Origin of the sequence: Gardnerella sp. DNF00109, assembly GCF_049262845.1 — a bacterium.
Taxonomy (GTDB): Bacteria; Actinomycetota; Actinomycetes; order Actinomycetales; family Bifidobacteriaceae; genus Bifidobacterium; species Bifidobacterium vaginale.
Map to the genome: position 1 here is coordinate 666,058 of NZ_CP058406.1, position 24,606 is coordinate 690,663.

A 24,606-nucleotide genomic window follows, 5' to 3' on the forward strand; every position below is an offset into this window, starting at 1 on the left:
TACCCCACTAACTCAAGCGTAAATCTTTATTGCTTTTAGCGCCAGAAAACATACTCTGTAAGGTAGCTTTCGATATAAATTTCGTCGAAGAATGGAATATTTGTTCACTAGAAGAACCGCGTATAAGCGATGATCCTGTGTTATTTAGAATTTCGTGCAATGCGTTATTGACAAAAGCTCTATGTGTATTAACTTCTTTAGCGCAAGAATCATCTTTTAAGAATGCTGGAATTTCTCGCATTGTTGTACCGTCAATTATTGGCGTGACTTTATATGAATTAAATGGATTAATTGGACATATTGTTACCACTATCAGTGAGTGGAGTCTTGAAATTTTTTGCAAATCATCAAAATGTTTTGACGAAATTGCATATTCATCCGTGATAATTACTATTAATCCGCGTGATTGATTAATCGAATTAGCAAAATTTATGATCGTATTTGTATCTCTAAGTTTTTTACGTGTTTTATATATATTTTTATCCAAATTACGTTCAAAATCAGGAAGATTCCTAGATGAAGGAATCTTTATAATATCGTTACCGTCAAATAAAACGCAGTTTAATGAATCGTTACGTTTTATACTTAAAGACGCAAAGAAACACGCTGAATTAGAAGCTGCCTCGTACAAATACTCGTTAAGTCCATTACAAGAACATGAAGCATTCATGTTCGCGCTAGAATCTACAAGAATCCAAGTCTTAGAAGAACAGTTTCTTTCTCTAGAAGAGACCATTGGCTCGCCAAGTCTAGCGCTAGCTTTCCAGTTCATCATTCTAGCTTCATCACCAGGCTGCCATGAGTGAATATCAACTAAATCACCATTTCCAAAATTATGATTGGACGGATGCTCTCCTTCAAAAACGCCCAACGATTTTTTGGCTACAGGTAAATTCAGACGATTATCTAATTCTTCAATCTTTCGCCTAATCTTTTTAGCAGAATTTGAAACTAATAAGCTTCTTTTAGTATCTTGTACCACAAAATCAGATTTTGTAAAAGATTTTAACATTCTTGTAAAAAACGGATTTGCAAAGATCATGGTGCAGGAACCGTTTTCACTATTGCGTCAATAATCTGATCACTTGTAATAGAATCAGCTAAAGCTTCAAAAGTAAGAAGAATCCTGTGTCTAAGAACATCATGAGCAAACTTTTTAACGTCTTCCGGTATTACGTAATCTCTTCCAGAAAGCAAAGCTTGAGCTTGACCAATGCGGATCAAAGCAATAGAAGCTCTAGGGCTTGCGCCCATTCTAACTAGAGAAGAAATAGTTTTAAGAGGGTGACTACCTTCTCCTCTAGAAGTTGCAACAATATCTACTGCATACTTCATAACTGCTTCCGAAACATGTACTCTGCGAGTTGCCGATCTTAAGAAAGTGACATCCTGAAGGCTAATCTTTTGATTATTTAAAGATTCTGGATTGAAAACGTCACTACCTCTATTGGTTAAAAGCTTCAGCATACTAACTTCTTCGTTGAAGGAAGGATACGACATAATTGCTTTAATCATAAAGCGATCCATTTGTGCTTCTGGAAGATTAAAAGTTCCTTCTTCTTCAATAGGGTTTTGTGTAGCGATAACCATAAAAGGCTGAGGAAGATTAATGCGTTCTCCACCAATAGTTGTGGCGCCTTCTGCCATTGCTTCAAGCATAGCGGATTGTGTTTTTGCGTTAGAACGATTAATTTCATCTAGAAGAATTACGTTAGCGTGAATAGGTCCAATTTGTGTTGTGAATCTTTGAGAAGCGAAGTCAAAAACTTGTGTTCCAACCAAATCTGCTGGCATTAAATCAGGAGTGCATTGCACTCTTTTGAAACTTCCAGACATTGCTGTAGCAAGAGTCTGAGCCGCTGTGGTTTTAGCCAATCCAGGAACGGACTCAATAAGAATATGTCCTCCAGCAGCAAGAGTTAAAATAAGTGATTCTCTGAGAGAATCCTGTCCAACAAGTGTTTGTGCAAACCTAGAACGAAGAATATCAGCGATCTGTTGAGCTCGTTTAATATCTTCATTAGAAACACCAGCAGATACTGGTTGATTTATAGAGTCAACAATTTGATTAGCTATTGTATTGCTGACCATTGTATTGTTAGGTGTAACTGCACGTGGTTGTGGAGGAAGATTAAATACGCCAGTATTAGCGTTATCGTTTTGTTTGCTTGGTTGTGGAGGGAATAATGCCATGCGTTTCATTCTAACTGATGTTTACTACTTTAGATGATTTTACTACTTTAAATAATCTTTACTATTCGCTAGGGAGAGTCCAATCTATTGGTGTTGATCCTAACGATATTAAAGCCTGGTTTGCTCTTGAAAATGGACGAGAACCAAAGAATCCTCTAGAGGCAGAAAGAGGACTTGGGTGAGGGGATTGAATAATGATTGCGTTTGTGAGAAGAGGAGCAAGACTTTGAGCATTTCTTCCCCACAAAATTGCAACCAGAGGAATATGCTTGCCGTTATTATCTACACGGTTATTCAATGCGGTAATAGCTGCATCGGTAATTTCTTCCCAGCCCTTTCCCTGATGACTATTAGGTCTACCTACTTCAACGCTAAGGCACCTGTTTAGTAGCATAACGCCTTTTTGAGTCCACGGTGTTAAGTCACCATTCTTTGGCATTGGTACATTTAAATCACTAACTAATTCTTTATAAATATTAATAAGACTTTTAGGTAATGGTTTAACGTTTGGAGCAACGCAGAAACTAAGTCCTACAGGATGACCTGGAGTAGGATATGGGTCTTGACCAACAATAAGAACCTTTATTTCTTTAAAAGGTATTGTAAAAGCTCTGAGAATATTGTGACTTTCTGGCAGGAATCGCCTCCCGTTAGATAGTTCATCTCTTAAAAAGTCTCCCATTTTGTGAACTTGTGGTTCTACTGGTTCAAGAGCGTCTGCCCAATCTGGGTCTATTAAATCGTGTAAAGACTTTCGCTGTTTAATCTCCATGGTTAATAACTTTAAAACATAAATGACAAATATGTGCAGCAAATAATAATAATTTTTTATATTTCCATTTATCTTATGTTTTGTGCGAGGCATTCGCTAGTATGTATTCCATACTGTTTTAATGATTTTTTGGAAGGGATACAATTATGGCGAACAATAGCCAGAACGTGTCATTCACGACTGATGATTTCGATAATCCACCAGAAGGTCCTGTTGGAGTACATCGTGGAAATCGCGCGTGGTATGCTGTATTGTTCCCATATGTTGTTGTGCTAGTTGTTGCTGTTGTGTTGGGTCTTCTGGCATGGGCGGTTATGTCTGGAGAAATCAACAATATTCGTATGCCTTGGAGTGCAAATAATTCAGCAATTTCCAAGTCTTCTAATGGCAATAAAAATGGCAAAATTGATGAGAGCAAGAGTAAATCTGACAAAGCTGATGGCGATGATTCAGACGAGGATAAGGACCCAGAAGAAACAAATAAGTCAGATAAAAAGCAAGATAAAGAAGATAAGAATTCTTCTAAAGACTCTAATGCTAACAATGACTCTTCGACAGCAGATATTAACAAGACAGTTCAAGTAAAAGTTGTTAATGCAACTAAAATTCAGGGTCATGCAGCTCAAGAAGCTGGAAAGCTTAAGCAAGCTGGTTATGCAAATGTAGAAGCTGCAAATCCTAAAGGTAATGTTCCTTCGGATTCTGTTGTTTGGTACAAGGGAGATGAAAATCGTGCTGCTGCACAAGACGTCGCTAAAACTTTGGGTATTAGCAATGTTGAGGCAACTAGTGAAATAACTACCACAATAGTTGTTGTTTTGTGCAAGTAAATTGCTATTTACTCATTTTGCAATAAATTTCAATAATAAATAATTTCTTAAATAGTCGAGTAGAAAGTCGTATAGAGTGGCTTTTTGCTTGGCTATTTTTGATTTTGCTTATAGATTTTTTCTATATATTTTTGAATATAGTTGGCACTCGGGCACTTAGAGTGCTAATCTTCATTTAGCACTCTAATGTTGCAGGTTTAATCAACAGCTGACGGTTGGTTAGATTTCGACGGTTTGAGTGAGTGTTCCATAGTTAAGTTATGTGGAGGAATAATGGCAAAGATTATTGCCTATGAAGAAGATGCCCGTCAGGGTATGCTTGCTGGTCTTGATAAGCTTGCAAATACAGTAAAGGTGACTCTTGGTCCAAAGGGTCGTAACGTTGTTCTTGATAAGTCTTACGGCGCCCCAACCATCACTAATGATGGCGTTTCAATCGCTAAGGAGATCGATCTTGAAGATCCATACGAGCGTATTGGCGCCGAATTGGTAAAGGAAGTTGCTAAGAAGACTGACGACGTTGCAGGTGACGGCACTACAACCGCTACCGTGTTGGCTCAATCTCTGGTGCACGAAGGCTTAAAGAATGTTGTTGCTGGTAGCAACCCGATCGCTCTTCGTCGCGGAATTGAAAAGGCTTCAGAAGCAATTGTTAAGGAACTTCTCGCATCTGCTAAGGATGTTGAAACAAAGGATCAGATTGCAGCTACTGCAACTATTTCTGCAGCAGATCCTGAAGTTGGCGAAAAGATTGCTGAAGCTTTGGATAAGGTTGGTCAGGACGGTGTTGTTACCGTTGAAGACAACAACAAGTTTGGTCTTGATTTGGACTTCACTGAAGGTATGCGTTTTGATAAGGGTTATATTTCCCCTTACTTCGTCACTAATGCAGAAGATCAGACTGCTGTTCTTGAAGACCCATACATTTTGCTCACTTCTGGCAAGGTTTCTAGCCAGCAGGACATTGTTCATGTTGCTGAACTTGTTATGAAGTCTGGTAAGCCATTGCTCATTATTGCTGAAGATGTTGATGGCGAAGCATTACCAACTCTTGTTCTTAACAAGATTCGCGGTACTTTCAATACTGTTGCAGTAAAGGCTCCAGGATTTGGCGATCGCCGTAAGGCAATGCTTCAGGATATGGCTATTTTGACTGGTGCTCAGGTTGTTTCTGACGACCTTGGTTTGAAGCTTGATTCTATCGACGCTTCTGTGTTTGGTCATGCTGCAAAGGTTATTGTTTCTAAGGATGAAACAACTATCGTTTCTGGCGCTGGCTCTAAGGAAGATGTTGAGGCTCGTGTTGCTCAGATTCGCGCCGAAATTGAGAACACTGATTCCGATTACGATCGCGAAAAGCTTCAGGAACGTCTTGCTAAGCTCGCTGGCGGCGTTGCTGTTATTAAGGTTGGTGCTGCTACGGAAGTTGAGGCTAAGGAACGTAAGCATCGCATTGAAGATGCAGTTCGTAATGCTAAGGCTGCTATCGAGGAGGGTTTGCTTCCAGGCGGTGGTGTAGCTTTGGTTCAGGCTGCCGCTAAGGTTGAGAAGTCTGCTGATATTGTTGCTCTTAGTGGAGAAGAAGCCACGGGTGCTGCAATTGTGTTCCGTGCTGTAGAAGCTCCAATCAAGCAGATTGCTCAGAATTCTGGCGTTTCTGGAGACGTTGTGCTCAACAAGGTCCGTGAGCTTCCAGAAGGCGAAGGCTTCAATGCTGCAACTAATACTTATGAAGATTTGTTGGCTGCAGGCGTTACCGACCCAGTTAAGGTAACTCGTTCTGCTCTACAGAATGCTGCTTCTATCGCTGGCTTGTTCTTAACTACAGAAGCTGTGGTTGCTAATAAGCCTGAGAAGCCAGCTGCTGCACCACAGGCTGGCGCAGAGATGGGCTACTAAATAAAAGTTAGACGTATTGCTTAGCTTTTAGCTAGTTGTTATATGTGAGCGGTGAGTTGTTATAAAATACAAGTCATCGCTCACGTTTTTTATTTATTCTATTGTTTAATTATTTTGTTTATCCCATTGAAAACAAAGATGTAGCTTGCGCTTCTGTATCCATGTAAATGTTAGAAGCATTTTGCATAGCGAGTTGAATGGATTGCAATGATTGTTCCATTTGCTGGTGTGCTGCACGCCATTGCCCAGCTGTTGATGCAAATTGTGTAGCTGCAGGACCAGTCCATACACTTTGCAATTGTTGGAGATTTGCGTACATTCCATTTGTGGCGTCTCGAATCGCATTAATCGAAGATGCAACTGCTGCAGCAGATTGCTGAATTTGTTCTGAATCAACTCTAAATTGTGTCATTTTTTCTCCTCATTTAGTGTAGTTAATTTTCTTATAGTTATTCATTTAGTTTTTGCCGTGCAAACTTATCTTTTGTATAAATTAATTTGTATAAATCAAATTTATAATTTTTTAACTTTTGTTTTGCCTAAATTGCTCTATTTTGCGCTTGTTTCTTGTAATCTAAAAACACGGTATTATGAATATATGCCGTCGAGAAAGTTTATAAAAGATTTTTTTATCAATGTGGTTAAAGGCTTATCTGCTTTTGTAATTATTGTATTTTTGAGCGAAAGTGTTTTGTTTCCAACAACAGCTTTTGCTAATGATGGATTATCAAAAGCGGATTCTCAGAATAAAAGCACTAAGAATTTGGGTATTGTTGCAACAGATTCTATTACGGATACAGAAAATCTTCTTGGAGATTCTGTTACAAAAGTTTCAGATATGATTTCAATAACCAAAAAACAAACAGGTGTATCGGTTAAATTACTTTATTTATCTAATTTTACTGGAAATAAAAATCCGTCAAAATGGGCTAGTGATTTACTTACAAGCACTAATCCAGATCGTAATACTGTTCTTCTTGCTGTTGCTACTCATGATGGAAAGCTTGTAGTAGCAGTTTCATCTAATTCTGATGAATGGCTTAAAAGAAAAACAACCGTGGATTTGCTTTCTGATGCGGCGTATCGTCCTCTTATTAGTTCTCAAGGTGCTGATTGGTCTCAATCTGCAATCATGCTTATGAAACAGATTGCTCGGTCTAAGAAAACTTCTGTAACTTCCAGAACAAGTGTAGTTTCAACAATCGTTATGGTTGTTATTATTGTTGCTTTGTTTGTTCTTGTTGCACTTATTTTGTGGAGAAGAAACTATATTCTAAAACAAGTATCACTAGGGTTGAGAAGAGCTAAGAGACGCCATGCGGCGCGTAAATAAATCGATTTTTTTCAGGAAACACTCAGGAAACATTCAGTTTTATAAGTGATGCTAATCAGTATGGGTAAGAATGTAGAAGCATCTATTGTTGTGGTCGATGACGAACCTTCAATTCGTGAGCTTTTGGTAGCATCGCTACACTTTGCAGGATTTGATGTAGAAACAGCAGCTTCTGGATCAGAAGCTATTGATGTTATTGAGCGTGTACATCCAGATCTTATTGTTATGGACGTTATGCTCCCAGATATAGACGGATTTACGGTTACAAGGCGAATTCGCCAGAATGGTGTTGCTGTTCCTGTGTTATTCCTTACTGCTAGAGACGACACTCAGGATAAGATTATGGGTCTTACTGTTGGTGGCGACGATTATGTTACAAAGCCTTTTAGTCTAGAAGAAGTAGTTGCGAGAATTCGTGCAATATTGCGTAGAACTCAAGATCCAGATGAAGATACTCCTGTTGTGCGCGTTGCTGATTTGGAAATTAATGAGGATTCGCATGATGTTTCCAGATCTGGTGTTCCAATTGAATTAAGTCCTACGGAGTATAAACTGCTTCATTATTTGATGGACAATGAAGGTAGAGTATTGTCTAAGAGTCAGATTCTCAATCATGTTTGGCAATATGATTGGGGTGGAGATGCGGCAATCGTAGAATCCTATATTTCTTATCTTCGTAAAAAGATTGATGGTATTGAAATTAAAAATGAGGATGGAAGCTTAAAGAAGGTTGTTCCTCTTATTGAAACGAAGCGTGGTATTGGCTATATGATTCGCGTTCCGAAAGCAGGTCAAGCCTGATTATGAGTGAGAGCAAATCTGTGGATGGTTCGCTTTACAATAATGGTTCCAAAACATCTGGTTCTGATAACAGCGGATTAAATCAGTCCGAAGTTAGTGCTGATCGAAATGTTAAAGCCGAATTAGTGACTTATTCTGGTGATAATCCTAAAAAAACTAAGAATAAATCTAAGTCCAAATGGTTGCGGAGGCATATTGATGCTATACCGTTGAGTACTCGTTTGGTGGCGTGTACTTTGGTTGTTCTTACAATTGCTGCATTGTGTATTTCTCTTTCTATTAGGCAATTAGTTGGCAGTTATCTTCTGGATAAAACCGATGCTCAGCTTACAGATCAGGCTCAGCTTATTTACGACAATATAGATTTACTTCGTAGTAAGGATTCTGGAGAACAGGCTGCAGGTCCTAATGATTATTTCTTGCAGATTAGAGACACTAATAACAAGATTATTACTACACCTTTGATTCCAAAACTTAAAGGTGATGTTGTTTCTATGCCAACTCTTCCAGAAGATGGAGAAATTAATAATGTTGTTGTAAGACGTAGGCCTTTTACTGCTCCAGCGCGTGTACATGGAGATGTAAAAAGCATTGATGAAACAACTGCAAAAGCTGCGGAATCTCCTTGGCGAGTTCTTGTTCTTACATGGGGTCAGCGAAGCGGATATAATTCCGAAATGCATGTTAGAGGGTATGTTTATATAGCTCTTTCTTTAAGTGACCAATTAGATACTGTTAATACGCTTACACGCTATTGTGTGATGGTTAGTATAACAGTTATCCTTCTTGGTGCTGTTTTAGCCGCTCTTATTATTCAATCTACTCTTGTTCCACTAAAGAGAATAGAAAAAACTGCGTCGAAGATTGCTTCAGGAGATTTAAGTAGGCGAGTACCTTCCGCACCAGAGAACACGGAGGTTGGATCTTTAGCTGCTTCGTTGAACTCTATGCTTTCTAAGATTGAACAAGGATTTAACGACCAGGAAGCAATGACTGAGAAAATGAAACAATTTGTTTCTGATGCAAGTCATGAACTCCGTACTCCATTAGCTGCTATTCATGGATACGCTGAATTGTACTACATGTGGAGAGGTGTGCCTGGTCAGCAAGAAAAAGCTGATGATTCTATTGCTCATATTAAGGCTTCTAGTGAAAGAATGACGGAACTTGTAGAAGATTTGCTTTCACTGGCGCGATTTGACGAGGGTAGAGGAATAAATGTTTCTCAGACAGTTAAAGTAACTCCTATTCTTTCTGATGCGGCAAATGATTTGAGAGCGTTAGATCCAGTTCGAGTTATTCAGCAAGGCACTTTGCATTTAGCTGATGACTGGAAGTTGATGAATTGCTCTAAGCCAACAAATTGCAGTCTTGATAGAAAGTTTATTTTTACTCCAGGTGAGTTACCTAAAGTCACTTTAAAGGGTGACGGAGCTAGATTGCGACAAGTTCTTACAAATATTGTTGGAAACATTCATCGATATACTCCAAGCGATTCTCCAGTAGAGATAGGTATGGGTGTTCTAAAGGCTTCTATTACTCCTGAAGCTCTTCAAAAAATGGGATCTGTATCTCGTTCATTGAAAGACTTTTTAGAAGCTGCGGAAGTGAGCCAATCTACTGGAACAGGCAGCTCATTTGTGGTTATTCGAGTGGTAGATCATGGACCTGGCGTACCTGAAGAATCTTTATCTCACATATTTGAGCGATTCTATATTGCAGATCCATCTCGCGCTAGAGAAAAGGGTGGTACTGGCTTAGGTATGTCTATTGCTCAGTCTGTTGTTAAAGCTCATCGTGGTTTTATATGTGCTACTACGTCTTGTGCATCTAGGACCAGCAGTGATCAGCTTATTGATGATACAATGGTAGGAAGCGAATCATCTGAATCTAAGCCTCATGGTTTAACTCTTACGGTTGTGTTGCCGAATGTGATATTTGACGATGAGAATAATAAGAAGGTTAAGAATACAGATACTTCTAGCATGGTTACCGATAATAATATTGTAAAAATCGATAATAGTTTAAATTATTAATTATTTTATTTATAATTTTGCTTGTTTTGACATGTTTTTTCGGATAATTTATTGCTTATAGTTTTCGTTTTAGATTGTTCGGGATTCATGCGCTACAATTGATAAAGCGTGAGCCGAGTGAATGTTATGTGGATTATAGTAGAATATGATGATTCGCATAGAATTTAATGAATTCGAGTGAGGTGTGTTATGCCCAACGGGCGTGTTCGTTGGTACGATTCTAAAAAAGGATATGGCTTTATATGCGATGAAGAGGGCAAAGATGTATTCTTACCATCTTCTGCGCTGCCAGAATCAGTGAAAGAGCTGCGTAAAGGTACGCGTGTTGAATTCTCTGTTGTTGAAGGTCGTAAAGGGCCACAGGCAATGGGTCTCACTGTTGTGGCTTCTGCGCCTTCGCTAGTAAAAGCCACAAGACCAAAAGCTGAAGATATGGCTGCAATAGTAGAAGACCTTATTAAGCTTTTGGATTCTGCAGGCAATGGTTTACGACGTCGTCATTATCCGTCTACTGCTGAGAGTAAGAAACTTGCGCATTTGTTGCGTGCTGTAGCAGACAATTTTGACGTGCAGGACTGATATTTAACAGGATTTTTTATGGCAGATGAAGTAATTAATCCTCAGGAGCTTGCATATAGTATTGCTGTGGAAACTTCAGAGCGTGAAAACGCTGTTGGAGATTTCGTAAGTGCTACAGATCTTGGTAGTGATGTTACCGATTTTAGATTTGTTTGCAATATGCCTGGGTATGAAGGTTGGCAGTGGTCAGTAACGCTGTACCACGATGCTGATGTTGATCGTTGGACAGTTAATGAGTCAACTCTTGCCCCAACTGAGGATTCTTTACTACCTCCACCTTGGATTCCTTGGAAAGATAGACTTAAGCCAACGGATCTTTCGGTTATGGACTCTATTGGTACAGCCGAAGATGATGAAAGGCTTGAATCTGGAGTTAATCCAGAAGATTTAAATTATAAAAAATCTAAAGCAAATGTTTCTGAAGATTCTGTAGAAACTGAATGCTCTGAATCGGATAAGTCGCCAGCAACCGAACAGGATGGCGAAACAGAGCAAAATAATGAATCTAAAGAAGATAATGAGTCTAAAGAATCTCAAGAAGATTTTGAAGAAGCAGTTGAGACTTTTAGATTAACTCGTAAGAGGGTTATGACTGCTGAGGCAATAGCTCAAACAGCGAAGCGATGGTATTCGGGACAACATGGTCCTAAATCGCTTTCTACTAAAATTGCGGATGGTAAAGCGTGTTCATCCTGCGGATTTATGATTCCGTTAGCTGGCAGCTTAGGAAACATGTTTGGAGTTTGCGCAAATATGTGGAGCCCAGACGATGGGAGAGTGGTGGCATTAGATCACGGGTGTGGAGAGCATTCCGAAATAGAGCCACCAGAGCCATCACAACTTTGGATTCAATCGACTCCAGCCTATGACGATTATCATATTGAGATAGCTCCTCAAGCCCCTAGAGACGAGAGAGCAGATGTAGAGCTTATCGAAGAAGCGATTGAAGATAGTAAGGAAAATCGTAAAAAACATCGCAGGTTGATAATTGAAGACGAGTCTGACGAGTTCAGTGAAAATAGCGAAAATAGCGATTCTGCAGAAATTGATTCAATTGATAGAAGTAATAATAAAGATAATAAAGCTAATGAAGATATTGAATCAGAAGATTTTGCAGATAGCACTGATAATTCTGATGATGTTGATAAGAGTGATGTTTCGGATGATGCAGATAGCGCAGATTATGCAGAATCTGGCGATGACTCGGATTCTGCAGATGACTCGGATTCTGCAGACAATTCTGAAGATTTAAATAAGTCGTCATTAACCAATGAGTAACACTAAAAATAGTGTTAGAGTCATGGCAACTCGTTACCATAGAACGAAGGATAAGAACGGAAGGCAATTATGTTTGAACGGTTCACTGACCGCGCTCGGCGTGTGATTGTGCTAGCTCAGGAAGAAGCGCGCTCTCTTCAGCATAACTATATTGGTACCGAGCATATTCTCTTAGGTCTTATTAGAGAAGGCGAAGGAATAGCAGCAAAAGCTTTAAACGCCAAAGGCGTAGAATTAGACAATACTCGTAAACAAATAAAAGAAATGATTGGCACTGGTACTGTCTCGCCTAGTGGACACATACCTTTTACTCCGCATGCTAAACAAGTGCTTGAGCTTAGTTTGCGTGAAGCATTGCAATTGGGGCACAGCTATATTGGTACCGAGCATATTCTCTTAGGTCTTATTAGAGAAGGCGAAGGTGTTGGAACGCAGGTGCTTATTAAGATGGAGGTCGATTTAGGAGATCTTCGTAGCACTGCAATGGATTTGATTCGAGGAAATTCTGGATTACCAGAAGACGGTCAGAAGGGTGATTTGGCTAATGCTGGAGGAGTGCAGGATAAGAGGAATCAGTCTGGTTCTGCGCTGCTAGATCAGTTCGGAAGGAATCTTACTACAGAAGCTGAGCAAGGGAAGCTTGATCCTGTTATTGGTCGTTCAAAAGAGATTGAGCGCGTTATGGTTGTGCTTTCTCGCAGAACTAAGAATAATCCTGTTCTTATAGGTGAACCTGGTGTTGGTAAAACAGCTGTTGTGGAAGGTCTTGCACAGAAGATTGTTGCTGGAGATGTGCCAGAAACGTTAAAGGGCAAGCAGGTTTATTCTCTTGACTTGGGTTCGATGGTTGCTGGATCTCGTTATCGTGGCGATTTTGAAGAGCGCTTAAAGAAGGTGCTTAAAGAAATTAAGACTCGTGGAGATATAGTTCTATTTATTGATGAGATTCATACTATTGTTGGTGCTGGGTCTGCAGATGGTGCTTTGGGTGCTTCTGACATGCTTAAACCTATGCTTGCGCGTGGTGAGCTACAGACGATTGGTGCTACAACTACCGATGAGTATAGAAAGTATATTGAAAAGGATGCGGCTTTGGAACGAAGATTCCAGCCTATTCAAGTTCAAGAGCCTTCTATTGCAGAGACAATTGAGATTCTGAAAGGTTTGCGTGCGCGCTACGAGAATCATCATCACGTAACTATTACGGATGCTGCTTTGCAGTCTGCAGCAGAAATGTCTGCTCGCTATATTCAAGATAGGAATTTGCCAGATAAGGCGATTGATCTTATTGATGAAGCTGGAGCTCGCCTACGTATTAAGCGATTGACAGAGCCACCAGAGCTTAAGGAACTTGATTCTAAGATTTCTAAACTTTCAGAAAAGAAAGATGAAGCTATTAAGAATCAGGACTTTGAGAAGGCTGCCGACTTGCGAGATGAGCAGGAAAAGCTTGAGGAAGAACGTAAGAATAAAGAGCAGGCTTGGCGTGAGGGCGAGTCTAATGTGAATATGGTTGTAGACGAGGATGTTATTGCATCTGTTGTTTCTAATACAACTGGTATTCCTGTTGTTAAGCTAACTCAAGCGGAATCCAAAAAGTTGCTCGGTATGGAAGCGGAGCTTCATAAGCGTATTATTGGTCAAGATGAGGCTGTTTCTGCACTTTCTCGTTCTATTCGTCGTGCGCGAGTAGGATTGAAAGATCCAAAGCGTCCTTCTGGATCGTTTATTTTCGCTGGTCCTACAGGAGTTGGTAAGACAGAGCTTGCTAAAACCTTGGCTCAATTCCTGTTCGACGATGATGATGCTTTGATTCGTGTGGATATGTCGGAGTTTGCGGAAAAGTATGCGGCTTCTCGTCTTTTCGGTGCTCCTCCAGGATATGTTGGCTACGAGGAGGGTGGCGAGCTTACAGAGAAGGTTCGTAGAAAGCCATTCTCGGTGGTGCTTTTTGACGAAATTGAAAAGGCTCATCCAGATATTTTCAACACTTTGTTGCAAGTGTTAGACGACGGTCATTTAACAGATGGCCAAGGAAGAAAAGTTGATTTTAAGAACACGATTATTATCTTGACTACAAATCTTGGTACTCGTGATATTGCTAAGTCAGCGAATACTGGTTTTAGTCTTGGCAATAATGCGGATGCATCTTACCAGAGAATGAAGGATCAGGTTAATTCGGAATTGAAGCGTCAGTTCCGTCCGGAATTCCTAAACCGTTTGGATGATACGATTGTATTCCGTCAGCTTACTGAGCCAGAGGTTCGTCAGATTGTTGATTTGGACGTTAAGCGTTTGAATGACCGTCTGTTTGAACGTCATATGACTTTGGAGCTTACAGATGCAGCTAAGAATCTTCTTGCGCAAAAGGGCTTTGATCCTCTTCTTGGAGCAAGACCGTTGCGAAGAGTTATTCAGCGCGATATTGAGGATGCCATAAGTGAGAAGATTTTGCTTGGCGACTTAACAGATGGTGAACGCGTTGAAGTTGATGCGGAAGGAGAAGGTTTGCTGGGGGAGTTTATTTTCCGCGGTATAAAGTTTGATGTTGAATCTTGATGTTGAGTTCTAAATAACGAAAATATTCTAAATAACGAAAATCCCGGTGTGTAAAACCATCGGGATTTTTGCGTTTTATGGGTTTTATAAATCACTATTGTTCCGATAAATAAAATATGTTGTTCCGATACTGTTTATATTATTCAGATAAATGAATTACGCTGAGCTTCTAATAATGCTTTTTCTAATTCCGTATCTACAGCAAAAATGTAGAGTCCATTAACTCCTCGTTTTAATAACACGTTAAGCTCATTTTTAAGATTATCAATTGAATAGTCTAACGTAATTTTCTTTTTTGTAGATAAATCTTTAGTGTGCCTTTTATTAGTTGCTTTATCGTTTCTACTATTTTCTGGGCAAAAAACAACTTTACAATTACGATACTGCACTGAAGGTCCAATTATTACCCCAGCATAATTTAAATCAAATCCTTGAACGGTAAATGTAGATTCAATCTCATTTATAGTATGAGGCTGTTCTGCCCATGATTTTTTTGTTTCCTTTATTGAACGTGAATGCTTAGAGCTATCTAACGATGACAATTGATAATTCCATGGATGGCTAAAAACTTTCCCTTCTCTTTCCAAAATTTCTAACTCTGAACTACTAGCATCAGCATATTCTCCAAGTCCCATATACCATTGTCCATTACTATCACAATGCAAATCTACATTCCAAGTACCATTTATTGCTTTAGGATTATTCTTATTGCTCTTGTACTCCCAATCATATGTTGCAACAATACGTGATAATCCGTGCCCATCGCACCCAGAAGCTTTTTCTTCAGATTTAGATTTAATAGCCTTAAACAATTTAATAGGTGAATCAAATACCTTGAAATCAAAAGGTTTATCTTCAGTATTCGAATCTGCATTTTTTACCTCAGAATTACTACATACTGGAAGAGTGTCAATGCAACCATTGTATACAAAATTTTTAATCCATTCGAGAATATTTTTATTAGCTCTCATACGCATCTGATTTTCAAGAATAAAACGACGGACATTCACACTTATTGAATCATTTAAGGATAATGCTCCACAACCATTAGCACTATTGCCAAAAGACTTCTTATCTTTGCAATATGTACCCAATAATTTTTCTAAGTCTTCTGAATTCCACCGTTGGTTACTTTGTAAAATTTGATTAGGATCAAAAGCTGCAATAACAACTCGAGACCTACATAAGATATCAGACAACATATTTGAACCAGAGTAAGCCTGATTAGCTTGTGTATTCAGCAAGTGAGCTTCATCAATAAGAGCTACATCACAGCAACGCTTTGGTCTGTCAATGATGCCACGACCTTGTTCGGTTTGCTCGCTAAAACGATTAATAAACTGAGAAGGTAGCATAACAAGTTCATCATTATTTTTTTGCAAACGTAACTTTGTTGCTATTTGATTGTATACATTCACTTGTTCTTTATGATTTACAATTATGCAAGCAGTTTTCCTATTACTAATAGTTGAAAATTGTTTATATTCATAATCAGAATCCTCTTCGTTTTCTTCTTCAACATCATCATAACTGTATTGGCGTAATTGATTTTTTATTTTGCTTAGCTTGTTACAAATTTTATAGAACAAATCACTGAGTAAAACTGTTTTTCCAGTACCAGCATCACCTTCTAACAGAATAAGCGTAGAAGAATCAGAGTCACACTTATTCTCTGATTTTAAAGCTTCATTGACGATATCTATAACTTTTCTTTCAATATCCTTCTGTTCAGAAGTCAATTTATGAAATGGTGATGCCTTGAATAAAGCTGAGTCGCGAATAATTCCTTCCTCTGGAAATAAATTTGGATCCATGTCATGAAGCTGAACCCATATTCCAGAAAAAATACGTTCGAACTCTTCTTCTGGATAATATTCACCCTGAGGATTTGTTCGGCGATTAGTAACCTCATTAATTGAATTAACGCTTAACAAGTACTGCATGAAGCGGTTTTCAACATCTAAAGTAAGTGATTTATTAAAATGCTCATTAGCAATAATATATTGTTTTACTTCGCCTTCAGATAATTTTTCCCAATCATCTCTGATTTTGGTATCAGCATTCAGATGTTGTTTTGTTCTTTCCTCAATGTTATTAGTTTCACCAACATAAACCGTATATCTCTCATATTCTTTTTTATGAACAATATAAACAGTTGGAAATTTCAGCAAGTAATGCTTCAAAACTTGAATAGTTTGGTTATCAAGATCACTTCTCTTATACTTTAGATTTTCATTAATGCTATGTTCCAATTCATTATCTTTGAAAACTTTATAAGGCAAATTAACAATTATGGACTTAGGGGGAACAATAGCTTTCATCATGATTCAATGATAGCTATTTGATAAGAAATATTCTATTAATAAAAACTACTAATAGTGACAAATTTACAAATGTTTTTGAATTGAATATTTTTAACTCAATTTATAAATTTTCGATTATGAAAATTTAGTCCACGTATCAAAACTGTTTCCTTAACGCAACAATTTTGATACACTTGCCCACAAACTCTATAAATTAGATTTACCATATAAACAAAGTCAATGTTGTGTAATAATGCAATATTTACTAGCATGAATCGTAGGAGTCTTCCTGCGTTGAAAGTCGGCTTCATGCCGTCGGCTGATTTACTCACCTTAGGCGTTGTGTGGGCTCCTTTATTTTTTTTTACATATAACATATGGATCATTAAAGACTATAAAACAGTTGGAATATGCGAAAGCTAGTCATACCCTCAAACCAACTCATTACGAGATTAAGGGGTAAGAGGAGCCCTAGCCCTCATTTCGATTCTATCATATAAGTCTTTACCTAATACGCAGTGGTAATCCTTGAAGCGCAATAAGTAAATAGTTAGTCCCGAACAGACCAAGTGTCCGGGACTCACTATCCACTATACTGCAGGCTCATTATGAAATTAGATGCAATAGTATCTGCTATGTTTTCACTCGTTATTATCGCTGGCGTATGGTGCCATTTTTCACCTTGGTTCACAGTCTTTCCCGCATCGTGGGGCGGGACAACCTGCTTGAGTGCAACACAACAAGCGCGAAAGTACCTTGGAACGCCGAGCTTGCTCAAAGTTGAAAGCATAGTGTGCTTTTCAACGCAAGTGAGGGCTGACTACGTTAAATCAACGAAATTAGTTTTTCCGCACAAAGATTTATGCGAATGTGTTTACGGTCGATGTGTATCGTGATAGCATAGTAGAGCCGTGGTGCAAAGGGCGATTTTATCCTTTTCGTCCTCTTGACAATTGCGCACCACGGTGCTTTTAGGTCTTTTCTAAATGTGTGGTTATTCATAGAAATTCTAGCTAGTATGTGTAGTTGGAATTTTTTTCTCACATATGAGGTATGAATCTTAATTGCAACGCGTGGCCCTCGGCAACTAGCTTTCAAGACTGGAACATTAGTCTGAGGAGTACCACGCGTTTTTGCTTATAACCCTATAACCACACGTTTTTCAGGCTTTCACACATAAGCTGATGCTATCCTAGAAGTGCGTTTATCAAAAAAGAAAGAGCTTAGCGCGTTGTTACTGCATATAACGATGTGGAAGATAAGAGAGGAATCAAAAGCTGATGAATATGATGAAACTTTGTTATGATATGGCTGAGAAACTTCGTCCCTATGCTGAACCTAATATGGACAAACACTCTAAAGAAGCAGCCAATAGCGCTATTAGAGCAGGTGAACCATCAATCGCAATTGATATTTATTTAAGTAGACGCATGGATGCGCAAGAGTGCACCTAAAGAGTTGCTAATAGAAGCCTATAACCTTCTAGATCCTTATGAATGCGGAGATGTCTATGACGATATAGCAGACGATTTAGGAGTTCCGCGTAAAGTCCATTCACCAGATGAATAAAAAATAAATTTTATATTAAATCAACAATTATCAGATTTTAGCCACCTGCAAAAGGTTGTAAGCAATTAAAAGTATGCGCGTTAATACCGTGTTCCCAGTTGTGGAAAATAAGAGAGGAGTGAAAAGCTGATGAACATGCAGAAAATTTATTATGACACGGCAGAGAAACTTCGGCCTTATGCTGAACCATACATGGATAAACTTTGCAAAGAAGCCGCTAGTAATGCTACATGCGCAGGAGAGCCTTATGAAGCATTAGCAGATTACTTAAGTTTTGCATGGGAACATCAAGATACTCCTCGCAAACTTATTATTGAAGCATACAATCTTATTGACGATGATTATCTTGATTCATATAACGAAATGGCAGATAAACTAGGGATTCCACGTCGCCAACATTCTGCAGATTACGATGAAGATGAATAAATTGTATATTAAAAAAATATACTTAGAATGAAAATTGCGAGGGACCCCTCGACTAACAATCTGACGTAAACGGCAGCTGCGAGGCCCTCGCGTTGCTTTCATTATAGCGTTATTTTTTAAAATATTTCAATGTACCAAGGGATTCAATAAATACTATTGTTCAAAAACGTTTATCTAGAGAAAATATGAAGCTAAATTGCGTTTGCATAATAGAAGACGGGAAAATTAACTATTACAAAAGAGCTGGTCATTCCCCCAAACCTACCCCGTGAAGGGTCAAGGGTAAGGGGGAGCCCCAGCTCTCAATTCGATTCTATCATATGAGCACCTTCCTTATACGCAAGGATCACCCATATTCTTGTTATTGTTTAGCTAGATTTATCATACGCAATAAGCACGTATCAAAACTGTTTCCTTAACGCAATAATTTTGATACACCTGTGTTATATCTATTTTTGTGAATGACACTCTTCCTACGCATTAAACATCTACATCTGCTTTACTCTTGTAAGAGTTATATCACTTTGAACAATTTTAAATTTATACTACAAACTGACCTAACTTTATACGCAGAAGATTTAGATTAATGAATCACAATAACAATGTTGTTGATGTATAATCGCTTTTGATAGAGTTTCCCGCATGTGCGGGGGTGATCCTTCTGCGTTTCGTGTTCTATCGTCTTTCTCGCATTGGCGAGGCAATTATTTGAGCTTCAAACGTATTGCATCCGTTTGAAGCTCAACTAGTTTAGTAATAAATATGCAACACAATCTTTCTTAAAGCTCTTATTGAGAGTATATTTGCCATTATTTAATAATCATTGTGGATTAGGAAAAATGGGAAGACGGTAATCATGAATTGTAATCATGTTGTTAATCCTGAATTATGGGGTAAAAAGAGAGAAGTTAATGGAGTAATGCAATGGCTTCCTCTTGCTCAACACCTTGAAGATACTGGAAATGTTATTGGTCAATTATGGGATCATTGGCTTAGTGATGGTCAGCGAAGATTGATTGAAGCCTCATTAAGTAAACATGTTGATGCAAAAAAGTTATCTCAATTTTTAGGATGCATACATGATATTGGTAAAGCTACTCCAGTTTTTCAGTTTCGAAAATCGTATTCAAATTCAGAAGATTTAGATATTGCGTTAAAAAATAAGTTAGCTACTGTTGGTTTTACAAATATCGATGATTTTATTAAAAAGGCAGAAGATTGCTCGAGTAGCCATCACACTATAACTGGTCAAGCTATTCTTTCTAATGCTGGAGTCCATGAAGGAATTTGTGCAATCGTTGGTGCTCATCACGGTAAGCCTTTAGATAATGATTTTGTTTATAAAAATAACGAATCTGCGTATTCTGACCATTACTATCAAAGTGAAACTGAAAGTGAGAATAGTAAATTATGGAAAAAATTGCAGAATGATATTTTGGTTTGGGCTTTAGAAAGAAATGATTTTTCTAATGTAGATGATCTTCCAGAAATAAGTGAGCCAGCACAAGTTTTATTGTGTGGATTAGTAATTATGGCTGATTGGATTGCTAGTAATGAACACTATTTTCCTCTTATTCCAATAGAGAAAGATTTGATTGAAAATCAGGAAGAAAGATATAGAAAAGGCTGGGAAAAGTGGTTACAACATGGTTCTAAAGACGTATGGGAATCATTAAATTGTTGTAGCAATGTTTCGCAAATATACAAACATCGTTTTGGCTTCTTGCCGAATAGCATTCAGACAGCGTTGCACGATGTCATTTCTCATTGCAAAGAGCCTGGAATTTTTATTCTTGAATCTGCAATGGGTTCAGGAAAAACAGAAGCTTCTTTGATTGCCGCTGAGCAATTAGCAAATCTAACCGGAAGAAGCGGAGTATTCTTCGGTCTTCCTACTCAAGCAACTTCTAACGGAATGTTTAGGAGAGTTGAGGATTGGCTTAAAAGCGTGAATCGTGATTTTCAGGGTGAAATTGGTTTACGTTTAGTTCATGGTAAAGCTGAACTGAATGCAGATTATGCGCATTTACCGCATGGAATGCAAAATATGAATGATGGTTCTGAGAGTAGATCTAGTAATAATGATGTAAATAATAATGGAGTAATACTTAATGATTGGTTTACTGGGCGAAAAACCGCAATGTTGGATGATTTTGTAGTTGGTACAGTAGATCAATTTTTGTTAGCTTCGCTAAAGCAGAAACATCTTATGCTACGTCATTTGGGCTTAAGTAAAAAAGTTGTAATTATTGACGAGGTGCACGCTTATGACGCTTATATGAATAAGTATCTTGAAGAATCTCTTATTTGGATGGCAGCATACGGTGTTCCCGTAGTGTTACTTTCTGCTACTTTACCAGCCAAGCGTAGAAAAGAACTTATAAAAGCCTATATGTGTGGGTTATTTGGATTTAGTTGGAGAGAATGTGATAAATCTAATGTTGATTTTGAAACAAATAATTATCCTTTAATTACGTACAGTGATAAAAACTGTGTAAAACAAAAATTTATTGAAAATGATGCTAGTGAAAATAAATCTGTTTCTGTAAGAAAAATAACAGACGATAGATTACACGAATCACTTGTTAGTGAGCTTAAATCTTTGTTAAATAATGGCGGCATTGCTGGGATTATAGTAAACACCGTTAAAAGAGCTCAAGAAATTTATAATGCGTGCGTTGATGAATTTAGTGATGACGAAGTTATAGTTATTCATTCGCAATTTATTGCTACAGATAGAGTTAGAAAAGAACAACAGATTTGCAATATGATTGGCAAGAATGCTCATAGACCTACTCGTGCAATAATTATCGGTACGCAAGTATTAGAGCAGTCACTTGATATTGATTTTGATATTTTGTTTACTGATCTTGCTCCTATAGATTTATTACTTCAACGTGCTGGCAGATTACACAGGCATACGATGGAACGCCCAGAAACTTTCACAGAGCCAATTTTATATGTGTTGGGAACCAGTGAGTGTTATGAATTTGATAAAGGTTCAGAGTCTATTTACAGCAAATATTTACTTATGAGAACTCAATACTATTTGCCAGATGTTATAAACATGCCTCAAGATATTTCTCGATTAGTGCAAATAGTTTATGGCGATAATCCTTTAGAGTTGCAAGAAGATCTGAAAGATGTGTATGCTGTTGCAAAAAGAGAACATGATTCAGTAAGAAATAGTAATGAAAGTGCTGCAAAAACATATAGAATCGAAAATCCAAAATCAAAAATCGGTAAAAGATCTATTGTCGGCCTGTTGGAGAATCCAATTACAAATGAATCTGATGAATTTGCATGTGCTCAAGTTCGTAATAGCGGCGAATCTATAGAAGTTATTGCTGTGAAAAAAGTTGGATCTGGCTATGGAACTTTCCATGATTGTGAAGATATTTCACAAAATATTGATGATTCAGAAGTTGCAATGAAACTTGCTCAAGAAACAGTAGGATTGCCGTGGATGTTTACATTAAACAGCAATCGTGTTGATGAAACAATTGCAGAACTGGAAAGAATACGAAAACAAAATCAATTCAAAAATTGGGATAATCAGCCTTGGTTGCGAGGTTCTTTGGTGCTTTTATTCGATGAAAATAATATTTGCAAATTATCGAAATGCAGAGTTGTGTATTCTGAGAAAAGTGGTATTGTATGTATTAAGAGTTCGGAAGAAGACAGAAAGGAATAAAAGGTGAGCAGGTTTAATCTACTAGATGAGCCTTGGATTTCCGTCATTGTAGACGAAAAAGGCCACAATAAGCTCGTATCAATGACAGATGTGTTTAAGCATGCATCTGAATATAAAGCTCTTGCTGGCGATATGAAAACTCAGGACTTTGCATTGCTTCGTGTTTTGCTTGCTGCGCTTCATACTGTTTTTTCTAGGTACGATATTCAGGGAAATTCTCGTGAATTTGATTCAGGTGAAGATACTGAAGATGATTTCAATGAAGAAACAATGGATATTTGGCGCGAAGTTTGGAATTCAAAAAAGTTTCCAGATGCAGTTTTCAAATATTTAGAACAATGGCATGATCATTTCTACCTTTTTGATGACAAATATCCATTTTTCCAAGTACTTAAACAGGATGTAGATAGTAAAAATCTTGGCGGTAAATCTCCTAGTGAGATATCTGGTAAAAATATAAATCGATTGATTTCTGAAAGTAACAATAAAATAGCAGTATTTTCTCCAAAAGATAATGTTGATAACAACAAATCATCACTTACTGAACCACAATTAGCAAGATGGATTATTACCTTACAGTCATACGCTGGATTAGCAGATAAGACCATGTTTGGTACGGAAAAATATAAAGCTTCTAAAGGTTGGCTTTTTGATCTCGGTGGCATTGAGATAATAGGAGCAAATTTATTTGAAACTCTTATGCTCAACTGCGTACTTGTTGGCGAAATGCAATCTCCTGAGAAAAAGCAAAAGCCATGTTGGGAATATTCAGGAACAGAAAATATTGAAAATTCGTTTTACGATACATTTATTGACAATATTTCCCAGCTTTACACTCGCTGGAGTAGGGCAATATATATAAATCCTGATATTAGTGTTGACAAGCCAATATCGGTTTCTATAGTGAAACTTCCTGATATTAATCATAAAAATTCTTTTATTGAACCAATGACAGTATGGCAGTATAACAAGGAAGGTGAAAACAAGGATAAATACACTCCAAGGAAGCATAGAACAGAAGAAGCTATGTGGAGATCATTTGGACTCCTTACATCGCAAGAATTATATGATGGGAGTGTAAAAAATCACAAACCAGGAATTATGGAATGGCTTAACAAAATTAAACATGATATTACTGGTTCTTCTATTTCACTGCAAGCCATAAGTATGAAAGATGACGGCAATGCTACATCTTGGGTTCCTACAGATGAAATATGCGATACTCTGTATATTGATGAAGTCGTAGTAACTGATAATGCTGACGATGGATGGGTATACAGAATTAACAATGAAGTTGAGTATACAAGATCTGCCATAGGATTCATTTACAAGCAATTTCTTCTCGACATATGTGAAATACGCAATAGAAATAAAGATGATGCAACTAAATATTCTGCTAAGTACATTAGTCAGGCTTATTTCTTAGTTGATCAACCGTTTAGAGAATGGTTAGCAAATATTAAACCAAAAGATTCAATGAATGAACGTTGTACTCAATGGAGAAATACTTTGCATAACATACTCATAGATGAGGCAAAAGGAATGCTAGAAAATGCAACATTGCGCGATTTTACAGGTAGACCATCTGATCAAAGCGAGAAAGAATCTACAAAAAATATAGTTACAGCTTACAACATTTTTACTAGTCGATTAAAAAAATTATCAGGAAAATAAAAGACATAGAAAGGAGGCTATTATGGCTGAAAATAAAAGCAAATCTGTTGAAGTATCAAACGCTGTTAGCAAAATCATAAATCAATTTTTGAACAGCTCAGATATTGCATCGAGACGAACTATGCTTGCTCAACTACGTCACACAATCGGTAAGCCATTAAGTCAGTCAATAGAAATATGGCCATGGATATTAAACAATGTGCCAGAAAGCTTCATAGATAAATATGGCGAAGTTAACTACCAATTGCGAGCTGTTATAAACACTTTGCAAATATACGCATTGTACGAGCAAGGTGTTGCAGAAAAATCAAGTTATAAAGATTTGAACAAATCTGAAGATTCAGAAAATGAAAAATCTTATAACAATATGGGAACAGCTTTAAGAACACTAAGAAGTGATGAAGGCGTACGTGGAGCTATGGATAGGCGCTTTAGTGTTATGATCACTGCAAACGACTACGAAAGTTTTTACTACTACCTTCGTCAACTAGTTCGACTACTAAAAAGCAGAACAAAAGAAAATCAACAATCGATTGATTATTCTAAACTAGCTCGCGATTTATATTTGCTTCAGTTTGAAGATTCAGAAAAAGTAAGACTTTCCTGGGCGCAAGAATATTATCGCTTAAGCAAGTAGCAATAACTTTTTATCAACATCAC

Annotated in this window: 19 protein-coding genes; 14 read left to right on the forward strand and 5 right to left on the reverse strand. The window is 37.7% G+C overall.

Annotation, left to right across the window (positions count from 1 at the left end; translation table 11 throughout):
- Positions 1 to 7: 7 nt before the first annotated feature.
- The 3 genes from HXT20_RS02500 to HXT20_RS02510 all read right to left on the reverse strand — a co-directional run bounded on the left by HXT20_RS02500 (position 8) and on the right by HXT20_RS02510 (position 2,965).
- Complete coding sequence (locus HXT20_RS02500; protein WP_009994213.1) at positions 8 to 1,042, reverse strand: DUF58 domain-containing protein; 1,035 nt, start codon at positions 1,040 to 1,042, stop codon at positions 8 to 10.
- Positions 1,039 to 2,193, reverse strand: a complete 1,155-nt coding sequence (locus tag HXT20_RS02505; RefSeq protein ID WP_032812301.1) for an AAA family ATPase — start codon at positions 2,191 to 2,193, stop codon at positions 1,039 to 1,041. Before HXT20_RS02505 ends, HXT20_RS02500 begins: the two co-directional genes overlap by 4 nt.
- 61 nt (positions 2,194 to 2,254) lie before the next feature.
- The gene (locus HXT20_RS02510; RefSeq protein WP_004118032.1) at positions 2,255 to 2,965 is read right to left on the reverse strand and encodes a uracil-DNA glycosylase; all 711 of its coding nucleotides are present in this window, start codon (positions 2,963 to 2,965) and stop codon (positions 2,255 to 2,257) included.
- Positions 2,966 to 3,111: 146 nt separating this feature from the next.
- Here HXT20_RS02510 and HXT20_RS02515 point away from each other — a divergent pair, with 146 nt between their 5' ends.
- On the forward strand, positions 3,112 to 3,795 hold the full coding sequence (locus HXT20_RS02515; protein ID WP_004138477.1) for a LytR C-terminal domain-containing protein: 684 nt from the start codon (positions 3,112 to 3,114) through the stop codon (positions 3,793 to 3,795).
- 273 nt (positions 3,796 to 4,068) lie between these two features.
- Positions 4,069 to 5,694, forward strand: coding sequence for a chaperonin GroEL (gene groL / locus HXT20_RS02520; protein WP_004115364.1), 1,626 nt, complete (start codon positions 4,069 to 4,071; stop codon positions 5,692 to 5,694).
- Positions 5,695 to 5,812: 118 nt separating this feature from the next.
- Here the strand turns inward: groL and HXT20_RS02525 are convergent, their stop codons facing one another.
- On the reverse strand, positions 5,813 to 6,106 hold the full coding sequence (locus HXT20_RS02525; RefSeq protein ID WP_004115363.1) for a WXG100 family type VII secretion target: 294 nt from the start codon (positions 6,104 to 6,106) through the stop codon (positions 5,813 to 5,815).
- A 186-nt stretch (positions 6,107 to 6,292) separates the two neighbouring features.
- Between HXT20_RS02525 and HXT20_RS02530 the strand changes: the two genes are divergently transcribed.
- From HXT20_RS02530 to HXT20_RS02555, 6 genes are all read left to right on the forward strand, one after another.
- The gene (locus HXT20_RS02530) at positions 6,293 to 7,027 is read left to right on the forward strand and encodes a hypothetical protein (RefSeq protein ID WP_004112647.1); all 735 of its coding nucleotides are present in this window, start codon (positions 6,293 to 6,295) and stop codon (positions 7,025 to 7,027) included.
- A gap of 60 nt (positions 7,028 to 7,087) precedes the next feature.
- Entirely contained in the window at positions 7,088 to 7,828 is a 741-nt protein-coding gene (locus tag HXT20_RS02535) for a response regulator transcription factor (protein ID WP_004112649.1), read from the forward strand.
- Between the two features lie 2 nt (positions 7,829 to 7,830).
- Positions 7,831 to 9,864, forward strand: a complete 2,034-nt coding sequence (locus HXT20_RS02540; RefSeq protein WP_248903155.1) for a sensor histidine kinase — start codon at positions 7,831 to 7,833, stop codon at positions 9,862 to 9,864.
- 189 nt (positions 9,865 to 10,053) lie between these two features.
- Positions 10,054 to 10,443, forward strand: coding sequence for a cold-shock protein (locus HXT20_RS02545; protein ID WP_004115360.1), 390 nt, complete (start codon positions 10,054 to 10,056; stop codon positions 10,441 to 10,443).
- A gap of 18 nt (positions 10,444 to 10,461) precedes the next feature.
- The gene (locus tag HXT20_RS02550; protein WP_248902375.1) at positions 10,462 to 11,721 is read left to right on the forward strand and encodes a DUF3027 domain-containing protein; all 1,260 of its coding nucleotides are present in this window, start codon (positions 10,462 to 10,464) and stop codon (positions 11,719 to 11,721) included.
- 69 nt (positions 11,722 to 11,790) lie between these two features.
- Positions 11,791 to 14,280 carry an ATP-dependent Clp protease ATP-binding subunit gene (locus HXT20_RS02555; RefSeq protein WP_004112655.1) on the forward strand — a complete coding sequence of 830 codons (2,490 nt, stop codon included), beginning with the start codon at positions 11,791 to 11,793 and terminating at the stop codon, positions 14,278 to 14,280.
- A gap of 143 nt (positions 14,281 to 14,423) precedes the next feature.
- Here HXT20_RS02555 and HXT20_RS02560 read toward each other — a convergent pair whose 3' ends face one another.
- Positions 14,424 to 16,604 (reverse strand): DUF2075 domain-containing protein, encoded by a 2,181-nt coding sequence (locus HXT20_RS02560; RefSeq protein ID WP_248902376.1) that lies wholly within the window; start codon positions 16,602 to 16,604, stop codon positions 14,424 to 14,426.
- Between the two features lie 1,259 nt (positions 16,605 to 17,863).
- Between HXT20_RS02560 and HXT20_RS02565 the strand changes: the two genes are divergently transcribed.
- From HXT20_RS02565 to casB, 6 genes are all read left to right on the forward strand, one after another.
- Positions 17,864 to 18,037 (forward strand): hypothetical protein, encoded by a 174-nt coding sequence (locus tag HXT20_RS02565; protein ID WP_004112661.1) that lies wholly within the window; start codon positions 17,864 to 17,866, stop codon positions 18,035 to 18,037.
- Complete coding sequence (locus HXT20_RS02570; RefSeq protein ID WP_004138524.1) at positions 18,018 to 18,152, forward strand: poly(A) polymerase; 135 nt, start codon at positions 18,018 to 18,020, stop codon at positions 18,150 to 18,152. Before HXT20_RS02565 ends, HXT20_RS02570 begins: the two co-directional genes overlap by 20 nt.
- Before the next feature lie 129 nt (positions 18,153 to 18,281).
- Positions 18,282 to 18,578 (forward strand): hypothetical protein, encoded by a 297-nt coding sequence (locus tag HXT20_RS02575; protein WP_004112662.1) that lies wholly within the window; start codon positions 18,282 to 18,284, stop codon positions 18,576 to 18,578.
- Positions 18,579 to 19,434: 856 nt separating this feature from the next.
- Positions 19,435 to 22,272, forward strand: a complete 2,838-nt coding sequence (locus HXT20_RS02580; protein WP_004138506.1) for a CRISPR-associated helicase/endonuclease Cas3 — start codon at positions 19,435 to 19,437, stop codon at positions 22,270 to 22,272.
- A gap of 3 nt (positions 22,273 to 22,275) precedes the next feature.
- Positions 22,276 to 23,946, forward strand: a complete 1,671-nt coding sequence (locus HXT20_RS02585; RefSeq protein ID WP_004138497.1) for a type I-E CRISPR-associated protein Cse1/CasA — start codon at positions 22,276 to 22,278, stop codon at positions 23,944 to 23,946.
- 22 nt (positions 23,947 to 23,968) lie between these two features.
- Positions 23,969 to 24,583, forward strand: a complete 615-nt coding sequence (gene casB / locus HXT20_RS02590; RefSeq protein WP_009994023.1) for a type I-E CRISPR-associated protein Cse2/CasB — start codon at positions 23,969 to 23,971, stop codon at positions 24,581 to 24,583.
- Positions 24,584 to 24,606 lie beyond the last annotated feature (23 nt).

Bases quoted from the DNA above. Each gene is read 5' to 3' on its own strand.
- HXT20_RS02500 (WP_009994213.1), bottom strand. From the start codon at position 1,042: ATGATCTTTGCAAATCCGTTTTTTACAAGAATGTTAAAATCTTTTACA.
- HXT20_RS02505 (WP_032812301.1), bottom strand. From the start codon at position 2,193: ATGGCATTATTCCCTCCACAACCAAGCAAACAAAACGATAACGCTAAT.
- HXT20_RS02510 (WP_004118032.1), bottom strand. From the start codon at position 2,965: ATGGAGATTAAACAGCGAAAGTCTTTACACGATTTAATAGACCCAGAT.
- HXT20_RS02515 (WP_004138477.1), top strand. From the start codon at position 3,112: ATGGCGAACAATAGCCAGAACGTGTCATTCACGACTGATGATTTCGAT.
- groL (WP_004115364.1), top strand. From the start codon at position 4,069: ATGGCAAAGATTATTGCCTATGAAGAAGATGCCCGTCAGGGTATGCTT.
- HXT20_RS02525 (WP_004115363.1), bottom strand. From the start codon at position 6,106: ATGACACAATTTAGAGTTGATTCAGAACAAATTCAGCAATCTGCTGCA.
- HXT20_RS02530 (WP_004112647.1), top strand. From the start codon at position 6,293: ATGCCGTCGAGAAAGTTTATAAAAGATTTTTTTATCAATGTGGTTAAA.
- HXT20_RS02535 (WP_004112649.1), top strand. From the start codon at position 7,088: ATGGGTAAGAATGTAGAAGCATCTATTGTTGTGGTCGATGACGAACCT.
- HXT20_RS02540 (WP_248903155.1), top strand. From the start codon at position 7,831: ATGAGTGAGAGCAAATCTGTGGATGGTTCGCTTTACAATAATGGTTCC.
- HXT20_RS02545 (WP_004115360.1), top strand. From the start codon at position 10,054: ATGCCCAACGGGCGTGTTCGTTGGTACGATTCTAAAAAAGGATATGGC.
- HXT20_RS02550 (WP_248902375.1), top strand. From the start codon at position 10,462: ATGGCAGATGAAGTAATTAATCCTCAGGAGCTTGCATATAGTATTGCT.
- HXT20_RS02555 (WP_004112655.1), top strand. From the start codon at position 11,791: ATGTTTGAACGGTTCACTGACCGCGCTCGGCGTGTGATTGTGCTAGCT.
- HXT20_RS02560 (WP_248902376.1), bottom strand. From the start codon at position 16,604: ATGATGAAAGCTATTGTTCCCCCTAAGTCCATAATTGTTAATTTGCCT.
- HXT20_RS02565 (WP_004112661.1), top strand. From the start codon at position 17,864: ATGAATATGATGAAACTTTGTTATGATATGGCTGAGAAACTTCGTCCC.
- HXT20_RS02570 (WP_004138524.1), top strand. From the start codon at position 18,018: ATGCGCAAGAGTGCACCTAAAGAGTTGCTAATAGAAGCCTATAACCTT.
- HXT20_RS02575 (WP_004112662.1), top strand. From the start codon at position 18,282: ATGAACATGCAGAAAATTTATTATGACACGGCAGAGAAACTTCGGCCT.
- HXT20_RS02580 (WP_004138506.1), top strand. From the start codon at position 19,435: ATGAATTGTAATCATGTTGTTAATCCTGAATTATGGGGTAAAAAGAGA.
- casB (WP_009994023.1), top strand. From the start codon at position 23,969: ATGGCTGAAAATAAAAGCAAATCTGTTGAAGTATCAAACGCTGTTAGC.